This is a genomic window from Kitasatospora sp. SC0581 (assembly GCF_048159585.1).
GTDB lineage: Bacteria > Actinomycetota > Actinomycetes > Streptomycetales > Streptomycetaceae > Kitasatospora.
The window spans coordinates 47509-63168 of sequence record NZ_JBLRWA010000015.1; the positions used below are offsets into that span (position 1 = coordinate 47509).

The 15660-nt window shown below is 74.1% G+C and carries 10 protein-coding genes; 4 read left to right on the top strand and 6 right to left on the bottom strand.

Annotated elements, in window-relative coordinates; all coding sequences use genetic code 11:
- Window positions 1-154 precede the first annotated feature (154 nt).
- Window positions 155-337: a hypothetical protein gene (locus ACLWS4_RS22570; protein ID WP_049658969.1), complete on the top strand. Its 183-nt coding sequence runs from the start codon at window positions 155-157 to the stop codon at window positions 335-337.
- A 21-nt stretch (window positions 338-358) separates the two neighbouring features.
- Here ACLWS4_RS22570 and ACLWS4_RS22575 read toward each other — a convergent pair whose 3' ends face one another.
- From ACLWS4_RS22575 to ACLWS4_RS22585, 3 genes are all read right to left on the bottom strand, one after another.
- Window positions 359-1348 (bottom strand): ABC transporter ATP-binding protein, encoded by a 990-nt coding sequence (locus ACLWS4_RS22575; protein ID WP_049658967.1) that lies wholly within the window; start codon window positions 1346-1348, stop codon window positions 359-361.
- Window positions 1349-1481: 133 nt separating this feature from the next.
- Window positions 1482-4328 (bottom strand): hypothetical protein, encoded by a 2847-nt coding sequence (locus tag ACLWS4_RS22580; protein ID WP_416875049.1) that lies wholly within the window; start codon window positions 4326-4328, stop codon window positions 1482-1484.
- Window positions 4325-7696, bottom strand: a complete 3372-nt coding sequence (locus ACLWS4_RS22585) for an ABC transporter permease (protein WP_416875050.1) — start codon at window positions 7694-7696, stop codon at window positions 4325-4327. The genes ACLWS4_RS22580 and ACLWS4_RS22585 overlap by 4 nt, the downstream gene beginning before the upstream one ends.
- A 430-nt stretch (window positions 7697-8126) precedes the next feature.
- Here ACLWS4_RS22585 and ACLWS4_RS22590 point away from each other — a divergent pair, with 430 nt between their 5' ends.
- Window positions 8127-8858, top strand: a complete 732-nt coding sequence (locus ACLWS4_RS22590; protein WP_049656422.1) for an ABC transporter ATP-binding protein — start codon at window positions 8127-8129, stop codon at window positions 8856-8858.
- Window positions 8859-8981: 123 nt separating this feature from the next.
- Here the strand turns inward: ACLWS4_RS22590 and ACLWS4_RS22595 are convergent, their stop codons facing one another.
- From ACLWS4_RS22595 to ACLWS4_RS22605, 3 genes are all read right to left on the bottom strand, one after another.
- The gene (locus ACLWS4_RS22595) at window positions 8982-10604 is read right to left on the bottom strand and encodes an FAD-dependent oxidoreductase (protein ID WP_416875051.1); all 1623 of its coding nucleotides are present in this window, start codon (window positions 10602-10604) and stop codon (window positions 8982-8984) included.
- Between the two features lie 364 nt (window positions 10605-10968).
- A complete protein-coding gene (locus ACLWS4_RS22600; protein ID WP_416875052.1) occupies window positions 10969-12588 on the bottom strand; it encodes an alpha/beta hydrolase in 1620 nt (539 codons plus the stop codon).
- A 406-nt stretch (window positions 12589-12994) separates the two neighbouring features.
- Window positions 12995-13600 carry a TetR/AcrR family transcriptional regulator gene (locus tag ACLWS4_RS22605; RefSeq protein WP_416875053.1) on the bottom strand — a complete coding sequence of 202 codons (606 nt, stop codon included), beginning with the start codon at window positions 13598-13600 and terminating at the stop codon, window positions 12995-12997.
- Between the two features lie 200 nt (window positions 13601-13800).
- On the opposite strand from ACLWS4_RS22605, the gene ACLWS4_RS22610 reads away from it, so the two are divergent.
- The gene (locus ACLWS4_RS22610) at window positions 13801-15066 is read left to right on the top strand and encodes an FAD-dependent monooxygenase (protein WP_416875054.1); all 1266 of its coding nucleotides are present in this window, start codon (window positions 13801-13803) and stop codon (window positions 15064-15066) included.
- Between the two features lie 57 nt (window positions 15067-15123).
- On the top strand, window positions 15124-15645 hold the full coding sequence (locus ACLWS4_RS22615) for a MarR family winged helix-turn-helix transcriptional regulator (RefSeq protein ID WP_375874967.1): 522 nt from the start codon (window positions 15124-15126) through the stop codon (window positions 15643-15645).
- The last annotated feature ends 15 nt before the right edge of the window (window positions 15646-15660 follow it).

Below are 15660 nucleotides of genomic sequence, written 5' to 3' on the forward strand. Positions count from 1 at the left end.
TGCATCGAGCGCCTACGCGGGCGACCTCTCGTGCGCCACCCGGCGGGAAGAACCGTCCGTGGGCACTCGATCGTGCGGCCCGACCTGCCGATACATCCCCGGCAGCGCCGTGCACGTCGCTGTGGGCCGCACCGTCCCCCCAGGAGGCACTCCCTTGACCTGGCTACGCGTCCTGACCGCACTGGGCATCCTCGCCGTGGCGGCCAGTGCCCTGATCGTCTTCGCCCTCTGCACCGCCACCTCGCGCGGCGAGCGCGCCGCGGAGGAGGCGCCGCCCGACCTCCGGGCGGACGCCGAGGGCAGCGGCCTCTTCCAGCGGATGGGCGGCGACAGCTGACGCCGCGCCGCCCACCGCCGGTCAGTGCCCGGCGATGTCGTCCGGCCGGACCTCGATGTGGTCGGCGGCGAGATCGACCGCCACCCGGTGCTCCATGCCGAGCGACTCCAGGAACTTGACCGGCAGCTGCACCCGGCCGCTGCGGTCCAGCATCACGTACTCGCGCTCGTTCACCGACTCCTCGCCGTGCTCGTCCGTCACGGTGCGGCGCAGCACCTCGCTGGCGGTCCGCCCGTCCCGGATCGCGACCGTGCGACGGACCTCGCCCGCGACCATCGGGTCGTGGGTGACGATCACGACGGTGGCGCCCAGTTCGCGGTTGACGGTGCGGAAGGACTCGAAGATGATCCCGGCGGTCTCCGAGTCCAGCTCACCGGTGGGCTCGTCGGCGAGCAGCACCGGCGGGTTGTTGGCCATCGCCACCGCGATCGCCACCCGCTGCTGCTGGCCGCCGGAGAGCTCGTTGGGCTTGCGGTGGGCGAGCTCGCCGATCTCCAGCGCCTCCATCAGCTCCGCGACCCGGGCCGCCTGCTGCCGGGCCCCGCCGGCGCCCGAACGACGGCCGCGCAGCTGCATCGGCAGGGCGATGTTCTCGGCGGCGGTGAGGAAGGGCAGCAGGTTGCGGGCGGTCTGCTGCCAGATGAAACCGACCACCTCGCGCCGGTAGCGCAGCCGCTCCTTGACCGACATCTCCAGCAGGTCGCAGCCGGCCACGGTGGCGGTGCCGGCGGTCGGCACGTCCAGCCCGGCGAGGATGGTGAGCAGCGTGGACTTGCCGCTGCCCGAGGCGCCGACCAGGGCGACCAGGTCGCCCTGGCGGATGGTCAGCTCCAGGCCCTGGAGCGCCTGGACCTCGACCCCCTCCGCGCTGAAGATCCGGACCAGCCGGTCGCAGACGATGGCCGCTCCCTCGCCGTACGCCTTGGGCGAGGCGGCGGCGAGGGCCCGCTGCTGGAGCTCCTGGAGGCTGGGGGCCTCGGTGACCGTCCGCTCCTGGGGAGTGCTCTTCACCGGTGGTCTCCTGTCTCGACTGTCTGCTTCATCGCACCGCTCTCCACTGTCCCGGCGGACCGGGCCGCTGTCACGGCCCGTGCACCGCCCCCGCCCGCCGCTCCCGGCGGGTCCGCCGCTATCCGTGCCGGCCTCATTGCCGTTCCCCCGCTCGCAGTTCGGTGGCGATCTGGCGCCGGCCGGCGACCAGCGTCTCCAGCACCACCCCGAGGCCGACCACCAGGGCCAGACCGGCGGTGGGCAGCAGCACCGGCAGCACCGCCGGGGCCAGGGTCTCGCCGACGGTGGCACCGACCAGCGCCGAGAGGTCGAAGGCGCCCCCGAGCAGGGCGACCGCGGCCAGCGCGACCAGCCCGCCGCCGACGGCCGCCGCCAGGGTCTGCGGCAGCGCCTCGGCGATGATCAGCACCAGGCCCTGCCGGGGCCGCAGGCCCATGGTGCGCAGCCGGGCGAGCACCGCCGTACGGTCCGGCGCGGCCCGCAGCAGCGTCAGCAGCACGGCCAGCAGGGCGAAGCCGGCGGCGGCGAAGCCCGAGTACCAGAACAGCCGCCCGGCGGCGTGCTGCACCGGGTCGCCGGCCAGCTCGGCGATCTTCTCGCGGCTGCTGTGCACCACGTAGCCGGGGGGCAGGCCGGCGGTGGTCTTCCCGGCCGCCGTGGCCTCCGCGTCGATCAGCTTGGCGACGCGCCCCAGGAGCTCGCCGCTGCCGATGGCGCGCTCCCGCAGCAGGGCGCGGACCCGGTCCGGATCGACGTCGCCGACGGCGAACCACTTGTTCACCCGGTTCGACCGCTTGAGCTCCGGCAGGTGCTCCGCGGCGGGGCCGGCCGGCACCACGACGAAGGGCTTGCCGGGGTCCGGGAAGGCGGGCGTGGCGGTGACGATCCCCGCGACGCTGGTGGCCATCTGGCTGCCGGAGGGCGTGCGCACCTGCGGTGCGCCCGAGTCCAGGTGCGCGGCCAGGTCCCGGCTGAACAGCGCGGGGACCGGGCCGTCCTTGCCGCCCGGGGCGGCGGTCAGCCTGGCCGGGTCGTACCCGCCGACCCCGACGGTGCGGGAGATCTCCGCGTAGGCCTCGGGCTCGACCACCACCAGGACGGCCTCGGCGGTCTCCCGGTCGGCGCCGACGAAGGTGGCCCGCTCCTCGATCCACGCGCCGGTCGCCGCCCGGACGCCGGGCAGTTCGCCGGCCGTCTTGGTGAAGGCCTCCGGCAGGTTGGCGTAGAGCGGGACGGAGACGGACACATCGCCGCCGGTGGAGAGCCGCGCGGCACGCGCCCGGGAGTGGTCCACCGTGTCGAGCACGGTGGCCCCGAAGCCGGTGGCGGTGACGGCGATCAGCAGGGCGAGCAGCGGCAGCGCGGAGGGCCGCCGCCGGCCCGAGTTGTCGCGGGCGGCCCGGACCAGGCCGAGGAAGCCGACCAGGCCGCGGCCGCGGCCGGCGAGTGCGGCCAGCCAGCCGACCACGACCGGCTCGATCCTCGCCAGCAGCAGGCCGCCGGAGACGGCGAGCAGCAGCGGGGCGGCCACCAGCAGCGGGTCGACGCCGCTACCGGGGTGGCCGACGCCGCGACGTCGGACCTCGGCCACGGCCGCGGCGGTGACGGCCAGCACGGCGAGTTCGCCGACCATCCGGCGCCAGCCGCCGGCCGCCCGCGGGCGCGCCCAGAGCAGCGCGGCCCGGACTGGGAAGACCAGGATCGCGAGCAGGGTCACGGCGAGCGCCAGCAGCACCGGGGTACCCCAGCGCGGGGTGGGCAGCAGCACCAGCGCGAGGGCCGTGCCGAGCACGGCGGCGGGCAGCACGGTCACCGCGCCCTCCCCGAGCAGCCGCAGCAGTACCCCCGTGCGCGAGCCGCCGCGGGCCTGGAGCAGCCGGATCTCGGCCGTGCGCCGGTCCGTGCTGAGCGCCGCGGCCAGGCAGAGCACCACGACCGCGACGCCGGCGACACCGGCCGGCCCGATGGCGCCGAGCGGGGCCGCGGCCTGGTAGCGGGCGGTGGCCCGGGCGAGGACGTCCGGCATCAGCGAGGTGGCGTGCAGGTCGGCCCGGAGGGTGGCGTCGATCAGGGCGGTCATGCCGGGGCCGGCCGTGTACGAGCCGAGGACCTCGCGGGTGTGGTCGAGCTCGTCGGCGCGCAGCGAGCCGGGGTCCACGGGCAGCCGCCAGAAGTTCTGGCCGCTCGAACCCCAGCGGGCCAGCGCGGTCAGGCTGCCGCCGTCGACGAAGCCGCTGGTCCAGTACCACGCGTCCTCGCCCTTGACGCCCAGGCAGGCCCTGGACGGGCAGCCGAGTCCCTCCCAGAACGGGTCCTGGGGGTCGTTGACCCGGTAGAGGCCGGTCACGGTGGTGCGCAGCGCGACCGGTCCGTCGGTGCCGCTCTCGATGACGTCGCCGACCTTGATGTTGATGGCCTCGGCGGCCTGCTGGCTCAGCGCGATCGGCAGCGGGCCGTCGACCGGGGCGGGGCCCGGCCAGGTGCCCGCGGTCAGCGTCGCCCGGTCGGCGAGGCCGTGCAGGTAGAACAGGCCGAGCCCCGGGACGGCCCGGTCGGAGAGCCGGGTGAACCCCGGGTTGAACATCTTCCGCTCGGTCTTGATCCGGGTGCCGTGGACCTCGGCGGACGCGCTCAGCGGCAGCTGCCGTCCGATCTGCGCGTCGAACTTCCGCTGCAGGGCTTCGAGGGCGGCGCCGTCGTCGCCGGGGGCCAGCCCGGAGGTGACCTCCAGGTTGGTGACGTTGGTGCCCAGGCCGCGCGTGAACTCCTGGAGCGCGCTGTCCGCGTTCCGGTCCGCGATGCGCGGGAAGGCCGCCGCCAGGAAGACGGTGACGAGCGCGAGGGCCGCCGTGAGCAGCGCGGCCAGCGGCATCGCGCGCAGCCGGGTGCGGACCCAGGGCGCGGGCCGGTGGGCCCGCGCCGGTTCGGGCGCCGGCGGCGGCGCGGAGGTGGGCACGGTGGTGCCGGCCTTGGTGGTCACATCTCCTCCACGTGGCGCAGCCGCGCGGCCACATCTCGGCGCCGGCGGCCGATCAGGAAGGCCGACAGCAGCGGGACGACGGCGATCGCGCCCGCGAACAGCAGCGCCTGACCGAACGGCAGCTCGACCAGGGCCTCCGGCACCGGGCGGCGGGCCGCCGGGGTCAGCACCACGAAGGGCACGATCAGCCGGACGAGCAGGGCTCCGAGGGCGAGGCCGACGATCCCGCCCAGGCCGACCAGCACCGCGTTCTCGGCGGCGACGGTCCGGGTGACCTGCTTGCGCGGGGCGCCCAGGGCGAGCAGCAGCGCGGAGTCCCGGGAGCGCTCGTGCGCCGAACCGGCCACCGCGGCGGCGAAGCCGATCGCGGCGAGCACGGCGGTGACGATCGCGATGGCCATCAGCGCGCTCTGCGGGGCGGCGCCGACCGGGTCGCCGAGGAGGCCCTCGGAGACCTCCTCGTAGAGCGCGAGGTCCTGGCTGCCGGGCGCGCCGCGCAGGGCGGCGGCGGCCTCGGCCGGGATGCGGTCGCCCGGCCCCGTGGCGGGCAGCCACCACTCGGTGCGGGACGGCAGGTTGCGGTCCTGGACGGACAGCATCCGGGCGACCGAGCCGAGGTCCAGCAGCAGCGCCCGCTGGCCGGCCACCGGGAGGGCCTCGACCGCGCCGGTCACCTTGACCGGGACGACGACCCCGCTGAACGGCACCTGGAGGGTGTCGCCGACGGAGGCTCCGACGGACTTCAGGTAGTCGTGGGTGGCGACGCCGTTGACGGCGGCCGGCAGGGGCGCCCCGGTCGGGCTCAGCACCGCGCGGATCGGGTCTCCGATGCCGCCCGCGGGGTGGTAGCGGACCGTGAACAGGCTGTCGGCGGCGGCCGCTTCGGAGGCGAGCGCGGCCACCGGCGAGCCGCCCGCGCCGTTGCGGGACTCCGGCGGCTTGATGGTCCAGCCGGCACCGGACGGCACCGGGACGGCGGTGGACGGTCCGTCGGCGGTGTCCGAGACGGCCAGGTTCCGCAGGGTGACCTCGCCCTCGCTGCGGTCGCCGAAGGCGACGTTCGCGCCGACCACGGTCAGCGGGGCGGCGACCGAGCCCACCGGGGCGTCGACCAGCGCGCCGAGCCGGATCGAGGAGTGGACCTGGCCGTTCATCGGGAGCTCGCCGAACGGGACCTTGTGGACCAGGCCGAAGCGGTCGCGCAGCAGCAACCGGACCTCGGGCTGGATCGGGACGCTGGTGAACCGCGAGTTCTTCGGCTCCTGCTGGCTCACCGCGATGTCCGCGTCGATCCGCAGCGGGCTGCCGGGCAGCGGGATGCCGGCGGGGGCGGGGGAGGCGAGCGAGCCGAAGACCTCCGTGCCGGTGCGGCTGTCGAGCAGGTCGGAGCGGACCGGGACGCGTTCGGCGAAGGCGGCGGCGTCCACGGCCATCAGCTGGCCGGAGCCGCCCTGCAGCGGCTGCTCGTCGCGCACCACCGCGACCAGCCGGTCGCCGCCGGGCAGGCTGCCGTAGCGGCCGCCCTGACCCATCGGCGCGTTGTGCGAGCCGGAGATGCGCAGGCCGCCGGCCGTGGCGAAGGCCGCCTGGTCACGCTGGGAGGCGGTCCAGGTGGCGTGCTGACCGAGCGCCAGGACACCGGTGGCCACGGCCATGACGAGGAGCAGGACGGGGCCGGTGGCGCGGCCGGGCCGGCGGGCCAGCTGCCAGCCGACCATGGCGGGGCCGAGGCCGCTGCCCCGGGCCGCCGCTCGGGCGCCGAGCCGGGCGACGACCGGCAGCAGCCGCAGCACCACCAGGGTGCCGGCGCACAGGGCGAGGGTCGGGGTGGCGACCAGCAGCAGGTCCACGTCCAGCCGGCCGGTGGAGTCGGGGGACAGCCCGCCGCCGTACTGGTCGAGCTGCTGGTAGGCGAGCGCGGCCAGGGCGAGCACGGCGATGTCGCCGCCGTTGCGGGCGACGCCGGAGACCACCGCCTGGCGGCGGCCGGCCCGGCGGCGCAGGGCGGCACCGACGCCGCGCACCACGCTCGGCACGGTGGCCAGCAGGATGCAGGCGAACGCGCAGACCACGGCCACCGGCCAGAGCGACCAGCTGATGCCGGTGTCCAGGGAGACCTGGTGGGCGCTGCCGAGGCCGGCCAGCGCGCGGACCAGGAACGGGGTCAGCAGCGGCGCGAACACCGCCGCGGGCAGGGCCAGCAGCAGCGACTCCAGGGCGGTGAAGGAGCCGAGCCGGACGGCCGAGGCGCCGCGCGCGGCGAGCATCTCGTTCTCGGACTCCTGCCGCGCGGCGATCAGGTGCACGACCAGCAGCAGGGCCGCCGCGGCGAGCACCGCCAGCTGGAGGGCGCCGATCAGCAGGGTGGACCGGGCGACCACCATGCTGTCGGACAACTCGCGCATGATGTCGGGAAGTTCGGTCTTCGCGGCGAGCGAACCGGAGGTCCGCAGCTCATCGGAGAGGCGCTGGGCGCGGTCGCCGACGGCCTGTGCGGCGGCCCGGTCGACGCCGGAGAAGTCGGCGTCCAGCGACCAGCCGCGGCTGCTCTGGACCAGGCCGGCCGTGGTGAAGGCGCTCTGGTCGACCATCATCGGGCCGAAGGTGGTGAAGCCGGCGACCTCGATCTCGTGACCGCCGACCGGGTCGATCCGCCAGTACGGGGCGGCCGGGTCGGTGGCCCGGTAGACGCCGGTGATCCGGACGGTCAGCGGCTTGCTGTCGTTCCGGTCGACGAGCCGGACCTCGGCGGGCAGGGCCTGCTCGGTCAGGCCGAGCCGGCGCAGCAGGCTCTGCGGGACGGCGGCCTCCGGGGCGGCGGACTGGGCCGGCCCGGTGGCGGCGCCCGGCCAGGCGCCGGCCACCAGTTGGACCCGGCCGCGGTCGAGGTCGGCGAGGACCGTCAGGTCGAGCTGGGCGCCGGGGGCCTGGCCGGCGGAGGCGCCGGCTGCGCCGGTGCCGCTCGCCGGGCTGCCGGTCGCCGGGCTGCCGTTGGCCGCGGTGCCGTTGGCCGGGCTGCCGTTCGCCGCACTGCCGTTCGCCGCGCCCCCGGAGCCGGGCAGGCTGTAGGAGCGGCTGCGCATCACGCTGTCGGTGTGCACGGGCAGGTCGCCGAAGAGCTTCTGCCGGTAGGAGGCGAGCGCCTCCTCGTCCTTCGTCCGCTGGTCGAGCCCGTGCTCGCCGGTCACCGTCACCGTGGTCCGTGCGTGACCGGGCCCTTGGAGCGCCTGTCGCAGGCCGGCCTCGCCGACACTGCTGTTGAAGGCGACCAAGGCGGTCAGCACGGATGTGGTGATCAGCACCGCGAGCAGGACGGCGGCAGCCAGCGGCACTCGTCCGCGCAGTCGGCGCACGACGAAGCCGAGCATCAGGTTCCTCCCCCGGACTTACGTCCCCGGTTGCATCCCCGGGCCCCGCTCGTCGGTCCGATCCGAGTGCCGATCCGCGTGCAGATCGGTCACAGATGGACACACCGCGGGCACACCGGCGCATTGATCACCGGCTATCGGTCGCCGGATAGCGGACGATGCTGTCAGATTCGATCCAGGAACGGAAGGGACTTGCGCGAATCAAGTAAGCAGTGAGCAAATTCCTTTCATTGGTAGCATCCCGGCCGGGGATGCCCTACTTGAAATGCCATGAACACCTCACAAATCCGGCTTCGGCGCACTCCTTTGGCCCGGGACACCGACTTCTCGGATTCCCGCCCGGGAACGTGAACCGCCGGAGCACTCATATCCGTAGAACCGGACGGGACCCGGATGGAACCGGGCCGCCACGCCCACAGGGGGACGCCGCATGACGCAGCCTCAGGCCGCCACCGCCGACACCACCACCCAGCCGATGGTGGCCGTCACCGACCTCCGCCGGAGCTTCGGCACCGGCGAGCGGACCGTGCACGCCCTGCGCGGCGTCTCGTTCACCGTCGGCCGTGGTGAACTCACCGCGCTCAAGGGCCGGTCCGGCTCCGGCAAGACCACCCTGCTGAACCTGGTCGGCGGCCTGGACGCACCGACCGGCGGCAGCATCGCGCTGGACGGCATCGACCTCGCCTCGCTGGACGAGGACGGCCGGCTCGCCCTGCGGCGGGAGCGGATCGGCTTCGTCTTCCAGTCCTTCGGGCTGATCCCGATGCTCACCGCCGCCGAGAACGTCGGCGTGCCCCTGCGGCTGCGCAAGGCCCCGGCCGCCGAGCGCGAGGAGCGCGCCCACACCCTCCTCGCCCTGGTCGGCCTCGCCGACCACGCCAACCAGCGCCCTGGCGAGCTCTCCGGCGGCCAGCAGCAGCGCGTCGCCATCGCCCGTGCGCTGGCCAACCAGCCCAGCCTGATCATCGCCGACGAGCCGACCGGTCAGCTGGACTCCGAGACCGGCCGCTCGATCATGGAGCTGCTGCGCGCGGTGGTGCGCAGCGAGGGCGTCACCGTGCTGGTCGCCACCCACGACCCGACGCTGATGGGGCTCGCCGACCGGGTGATCGAGGTCCGGGACGGACGGATCGTCGAGGAGGAGGCGGAGCAGGCCGCCTAGCGGAACGGGCCCGGGCCCGGGAGTTGGCGCCGGGGTGAGTCCCGGATGCGCGCGACAGGACTGCTTTACGGGGGTGGGGATGCGGGGTGCCTCCCCGCCCCCGTGGGGCGCCGGCGCTCGGACTCAGGGCCCGGCCGGGATGATCGATTGGGCGTGGTGGAACACCTCCTCCCCGTCCCAGTAGGCCTTGGTGCGTTGCAGCCGTGGGTAGTTGCCCTTGTAGTAGAGGCGCGGGTAGTCCGGGTCGGGCTGGTCGGCGGTGCCCAGGTCGGTGTCCGGGTAGTTGACGTAGGCACCGTCCGTCGCGGTGTCGACCTCCGGGACACCGCCCGTCTCCCGGTAGACGTCGCGGTACAGCCCGCTCAGGTAGGCGAGGTGCTTCTCGTCCTCGGCCGGGTCCGTCCAGTGCGTCTGGTACTGCAGCTTCATGATCGAGTCGCGCTGCGGGACGGCCGTCTCCTCGGGGCGGCGGGCGTTGATCCGGCAGCCGTAGGAGTCGATCTGGACCACCGTGTTCGAGAGGTCCGCCCCCTCGACGTCCCGCGTCAGCCAGTCCCAGAAGGCGGCGATCTGCGCCGGGGAGAACGGCTCCCGGTGGTAGGCCGACTTGTGCTTGCCCCGCTCGTTGTCTCCCGAGGGGTTGAGCGTCATGGTCGCCTGGAACCACGGCATCCGGCGCCGCTTGTCCGGGTAGGGCAGGAACAGCCCGCCGGCCGAGCGGGTCTGCACTACCGGGCGCGTCGTCATCCCCTGTTCGACGGCGGCCACGAAGGCGTCGAGCGGGGCCGGGTCCGCTCCGTCCCACTGGCTGAACAGGACGACGTTCCCGTTGGAGTGGTGGGTGAGCTTGAGGATGGCGAACAGCCCCTGGTACACCGCCTCCCGCGGGCCGCTGTGCTCGGCCATGAAGGCGCCGAAGTTGGCCACCAGGGTCTCGAAGTCGGCCGGCCGCCGGAGCAGTTCGGCCCAGGGCCAGGCCACGCTGCTCAGCCAGACCCGGGGCGGCGGCTGGGGCACGTCCGACGCGAAGTGGTACCGCAGCACCACCCCGAAGTTCCCGCCCCCGCCGCCGGTGTGGGCCCAGAAGAGGTCCTGCTCGGGCGAGCCCGGCGCGTCCTCGCGGTGCGCCTTCGTCACCACCGCCCGGCCGCCCCGGACGGTGACCACGTCGACCTGGACGAGGTGGTCGACGGTGAGCCCGTGCCGCCGGGAGAGCAGGCCGTACCCGCCGCCGCAGACGTGCCCGCCCGCGCCGACCGAGTAGCAGGACCCGGCGGGCAGGGTGACGGCGTACTCGCGGAACAGCGTGGTGTAGACGTCCCAGTTGGTCGCGCCGCCGTCGACGCCGTAGGTGGGCCGGCCGAACTTGTCGGTCGAGGCGGCGACGCCGCGCATCGTGCCGAGGTCGAGGATGACGCCCTGGTCGTTGTCGACGAAACCCTCGTAGCAGTGCCCGCCGCCGCGGACCGTCGGCCGTAGCCCGGCGTCCAGCGCGCGGTTCACCTCGGCGACCGCGTCGGCCTCGTCGCCCACCAGCCGGATGTAGGCGGGACTGCTGCTCCACCGCTGGTTGAAGCCCTGGGCGAGGGTCTGGTAGCGGGGGTCACCGGGGAGCACCGACCGCCCCTTCGGCGGCTCCCGGCGCGCGCCCTCGGCCGCCGCCGCGCCCGTGGAAGCGACGGTGATCCCGGCGGCCGCCGCGCCGGCACCGCCCAGGAATCCCCGCCGGGAGAATTCGTACCGCATGTTCCGTCCCCACTTTCCCGAGTCCGAGAGAAGCCGGCGGCCCGCACGCTAACACGGATATCCGGCCACGGGAATCGGTTAATGGAAAGTGTGACAGTACGTCATTCCTGCTGGTCCAGCCTGGTCTTGACCGTCGCCGTGACGCCGGAATCCCATTGTCAGTGGCATGGACTATGGTCGCCGACAAATCGCAGGAATCCGCTCCATGGGAGGTTCGATGACGATCCGTCTCCGCGTTCTCCGTGTTCTCCGGGCCCTCCCGGCCCTCTGGGAACTCGCCCGGAAAACACGGTCGTGGTGGCCGGCTGCACCGCCGACCACCACGACCGTCAAACCCTCCCCCGGATCACCGGGGGCCGTTCCGTCAGACCGCCGGGAAGATCTCCGCGTCCGGCTTCAGCAGCTGGCCGGCCGCCGGCGCGGTGCCGTCGACCAGGTAGCGGGTGACCATCTTGTTCAGCGCCTGGCTGCGGCCGACCGCGCAGTGCTCGATCGAGTCGACGCTGACCAGCACCGCGTTGCCCAGCTCCTGCTGCATCCGCTGGGCGAACTTGTACTGGGTGGCCGGGTCGTAGAGGTTGCCGATGACCATCACGGTGTTGGAGGTCTTCTTGTTCCACGGGCCGGAGAAGCGCTCGGCGTCCCGGGCCGGGGCCGGCCAGCTCGCGCACGCGGGCGCGTCGAAGGCCTGGTAGCGGCCGAAGGTCGGCATCTCCTTCTCCCAGGCCTTGGCCGCGTTCGCGAACACCCGGTCGTTGGAGGGGTACGGCTTGTCCTGGCAGTTGACAGCCATGTAGGAGTCGTCCGCGGTGTACTCGGAGTCGACCGGGGCCTCCCGCAGCGCCGTCCGCGGGACGTCCACCGAGAGCAGGTTGGCGTCCTCGTCCGAGACGTTCGTCTGCGGGGCCAGCAGGGCGGCCGCGGCCGGCTTCTGGAACACCTGGTAGGTCGCCTGGAGGGACTTGGCCAGCGGGGCCAGCTTGGCCTGCGAGTACAGGGCGCTGGCCACCTCGCCGGTGAAGCTGCTCAGCGTCACCTTGGAGCCGTTCGGCAGCGTGATCGGGCTGGTCCGCAGGTGGTCGCGGAGCTGGTCGAACTTGGCCCGGGTGTCGCCCTCGCCGAAGGCGCAGCGCGGGGCGCCGGCGGTCTGGCAGCGCTTGAGGAACTCGTCCAGGGCCAGCTCGAAGCCGTTCGCCCGCTGGCGATCGTACTCCAGGCCGTTGTGCAGGCGCAGGTTCGGGTCGACGTTGCCGTCGACGATGATCGCGCGGACCTTGTTCGGGTACATGTTGGCGTACGTCGAACCGATCAGGGTGCCGTAGGAGAACCCGGCGAAGGTGAGCTGGGCGTCACCGACGGCGCGGCGCATCCGGTCGAGGTCGCGCACCACGTTGATGGTCGACATGTGCTCGATCAGCGGGCCGGCGTTCTTGCTGCACGCGTCGGTGTAGTCCTGGTCCGCGTCCAGCGTCTCGTTGATCTCGGCCTTGGTGACCGGCACGCCGACCATGCGGTTGGTGACCGCGTCGGCGTCCTCCTGGGTCTTGAAGCACTTGAGCGGGTTGCTCCGGGCCACGCCGCGCGGGTCGAAGCCGACCAGGTCGAACTTCGACTGCACCTCGGTGCCGAAGCGGGCGGTCGTCGCCCACAGGTAGCCACTGCCGCCCGGGCCGCCCGGGTTGAGGAACAGCGAGCCGATCCGCTTCGACGGGTCGCTCGCCCGCCGCCGCATCATCGCGATGCCGACCTTCTCGCCCGACGGCTTGTCGTAGTCCAGCGGCACGGGGTAGACGGCACAGTCGTAGATGCCGGGGTCCGGCTTGGTCGGGTCGGGGTTGCACGGCGTCCAGGCGACGGGATCGACCTTCGCCTCGGCCAGGCTCGGGGTCTGGTCAATAGGCGCTGCCGAAGCGGCGGCGGCGGTGCCGGTGACAAGTGCGAGAGCGCAGGTGACCGCTCCGGCCAGCGTGGATATGCGGGACAAGGAACCTCCTCCGTACTGAAAGGGCGGCCCCAGCCTGTCAGTCGGAGATCTCCGTGGGAAGACCTGGGAGCGGCGTAAATCATCCACCTGTCATGTGACACATCGCGAAATATTCTGTGAATGAACCAACTTGACGGTTGATTGACCTGAGATTTCGTCATCCCGCGTTGCCGATCGACCGTCGGCCGTCCGGGTTCGGTGGGGGCGGGCGGCGTCCGGCGGGGGGCCTGCGCAGCCGACAAGGGCGCGGATTTCCCGCGCGGCCGAACACCCAGGGGCTCCCGCTATTGCGCGATCGGCATCGAGGGCACGGCGCTCCCCGCCGGTGCTCGGCGGCCCGTGGACGGGAGATGGTCCCACGCCTCGCAGGCGCGAGCCGGGTCGCGCCGGCGAGGAGCGGCACGCCTCAACTCGCGGCCGCTCCCCGCAGGGCGGCCGCCACCAGTCCCTGGATCGCGTCGACACCGGGCTCGCCGCCGCCCACCAGGTGCTCGAAGACCAGGCCGTCGACGCAGGCCAGCAGTGTGGTGGTCCGCCCGTCGGGGTCGCTCACGCCCTGGTCGGCGAGGAACGCGCGAACGGCGGCGCGCCCGGCGTTCTCCCGCGGGACGAGGATCTCGCGCAGCTCGGGATCGCGCACGCTCTCCACCGCGCAGGCGTACCGGGCCAGCGAGCGCCGCCGCCCGTCGCCGGACAGTCGTTGCCGCATCAACTCGGCGATGCCGTCGGCCAGTTCCTCCGACGAACGGACCGGCACCCGCTCCCCCATGGCGTGCAGCTCGCCCTGGTCCAGCTCCACCAGCCGCCGCACCAGCGCGGTGAGCAGGGCCTGCCTGGTCCGCAGGTAGGCCGAGGTGGTTCCGACCGGCAGCCCGGCCGCCGCGTCGACCGCCCGGTGGGTCAGTCCGCGCACCCCGAGGTCGGCCAGCACCCCGATCGCGGCGTCCGCCAACACCGTCCGGCGGTCCGGCCGCCCCGCATCGTCCCGTTTCTGGCCCTCGTGTCGCCGCATCCCTCCTTTCTACCGGGGCCGCGGCACCCGGCGCGCACCACCTCGGTCCGAGCCGACCGCCGACCGCCACCCCACCACCCCGAACCGCCCCGGCGGACCCCGTCGGACCCGCCCCCACCCCCGTCCACCTGCCGACAGCCCCGTAGTACGCTCCTTCTACAGATGTAGAAAGCGGCGCGGCAACACGGGAAGGACCGGGCATGAGCAGCAGCAGCGCGGTGGTGGTCGGGGGCGGCATCGGCGGACTGGCGGCCGCGATCGGGCTCCGACTGGCGGGGTGGGACGTGACCGTGGTCGAGCGGGCGGCCGTCCTGGACGATGCGGGCGCCGGCATCTCGCTGGCCGCCAACGGGATGCGCACGCTCGCCGCCCTGGGGGTCGGCGAGGCGGTCGAGGCTGCCGCCCGCCGCCAGTACACCGGCGGCACCCGGACGCCGGACGGCCGCCGGCTCGCCGCGATGGACGGTGCGGCACTGGAACGCGAGCTGGGCGCCCCGATCGTCGGGATCCCCCGCGCTGCTCTGCACCGCATCCTGCGCGAGGCGCTGCCCGCCGAGTCCCTGATCGTCGGCGCCGAGGTGACCAAGCTGGACACCACCCGGCCGTTCCGGGTCCGGGTCGGGTTCGGCGGCACCACCCCGGCGACCGACACCCAGCAGGCCAACCCCCGGCAGACCGACCCCCGGCACGCCGCCCCCCAGCACTCCGACCGCCCGAAGGCCGACTTCCTGGAGGCCGACCTCCTGGTCGCGGCCGACGGCATCAACAGCCGGCTCCGGCGCCGCCTCTTCCCCGACCACCCCGGGCCGGTCTACAGCGGCTCGACGGTGCTCCGGGCGATCACCGAGCGCCCGGTCGACGGGCTGAGGGCCGACTTCGAGATCACCTGGGGGCACGGCGCCGAGTTCGGCCACATCGCCTTCCCGGACGGCACCGCCGAGTGGCACGCGGTCCTGAACGCCCCGGCCGGGGTCCGCTACCGGGACCCGCTGGCCGAGGTCCGCCGCCGCTTCGCGCCCTGGCACGAGCCGATCCCCTCGCTGCTGGCCGCGACCCGGCCGGAGGCGGTGCTGCACCACGACATCAACGAGCTGACCACCCCGCTGCCCTCCTACGTCTCGGGGCGGGTCGCACTGCTCGGCGACGCGGCGCACGCCATGACGCCCCACCTCGGCCAGGGCGCCTGCCAGGCCCTGGAGGACGCGGTGACCCTGGCGGCGGCGCTCGCCGAGGCCCGGACGGTCGAGGGCGCGCTCGCCCGGTACGACGCGGCCCGCCGTCCGCGCAGCCAGACCGTGGCCCGGGACGCCCGCCGGGCCGGCCGGATGGGCCAGCAGCTCGCCCACCCCCTGGCGGTCGGCCTGCGCAACGCCGCGATCCGGCTCACCCCGCCCGGCGCGATGGTCCGGACCGTCCTGCGGCACGCCGACTGGACGCCGCCGCGGATCGCTCCGCGTGCCGCCTAGGCACAAGCCCATCGTCCCGCTTGACGCGGAATCAAGTTAGGCGCCATATTACTTCTCGTGACCCAGTACTCCGAGGGCGGTCCCACCGCCCCCAGCCTCGACCAGGCGCGCCGCCAGATCGCCCGCTACGGCCTCTCGGCCGATCCGCAGGCGATTCTGGTCGCGACCCGGCTGATGGCGGCGGGCGCCCGGATCAACCAGGCCGGCGAGGTGCACTTCGGCCGCTTCGGCCTCTCCACCGGCCGCTACCGACTACTGGCGGACCTGGAGGACCACGGCGGCGAGAAGTCGCCCTCCCAGCTCGCGGCGAGTCTCGGCGTCTCCCGGGCGACGGTGACCGGCCTGGTCGACGGCCTGGAGCGGGAGGGCCTGGTGGCCCGCCGGCCGTCCACCGAGGACGGCCGCGGCAACGTGGTGATCCTCACCGCGCGGGGCGCCGACCGGCTGCGGGAGCTGGCGCCCGAGCACTTCGCCCGGATGCAGGCGCTGGTCGGGGGGCTCTCCACCGAGGAGCGCGCCACCTTCCTGGACCTGCTGGGCCGGGTGGTCGCGGGCATGGACGCGCTCACCGAGGACTGATCCACACCCAGGCGG

Bases quoted from the DNA above. Each gene is read 5' to 3' on its own strand.
- ACLWS4_RS22585 (WP_416875050.1), bottom strand. From the start codon at position 7,696: ATGCTCGGCTTCGTCGTGCGCCGACTGCGCGGACGAGTGCCGCTGGCT.
- ACLWS4_RS22590 (WP_049656422.1), top strand. From the start codon at position 8,127: ATGACGCAGCCTCAGGCCGCCACCGCCGACACCACCACCCAGCCGATG.
- ACLWS4_RS22595 (WP_416875051.1), bottom strand. From the start codon at position 10,604: ATGCGGTACGAATTCTCCCGGCGGGGATTCCTGGGCGGTGCCGGCGCG.
- ACLWS4_RS22605 (WP_416875053.1), bottom strand. From the start codon at position 13,600: ATGCGGCGACACGAGGGCCAGAAACGGGACGATGCGGGGCGGCCGGAC.
- ACLWS4_RS22610 (WP_416875054.1), top strand. From the start codon at position 13,801: ATGAGCAGCAGCAGCGCGGTGGTGGTCGGGGGCGGCATCGGCGGACTG.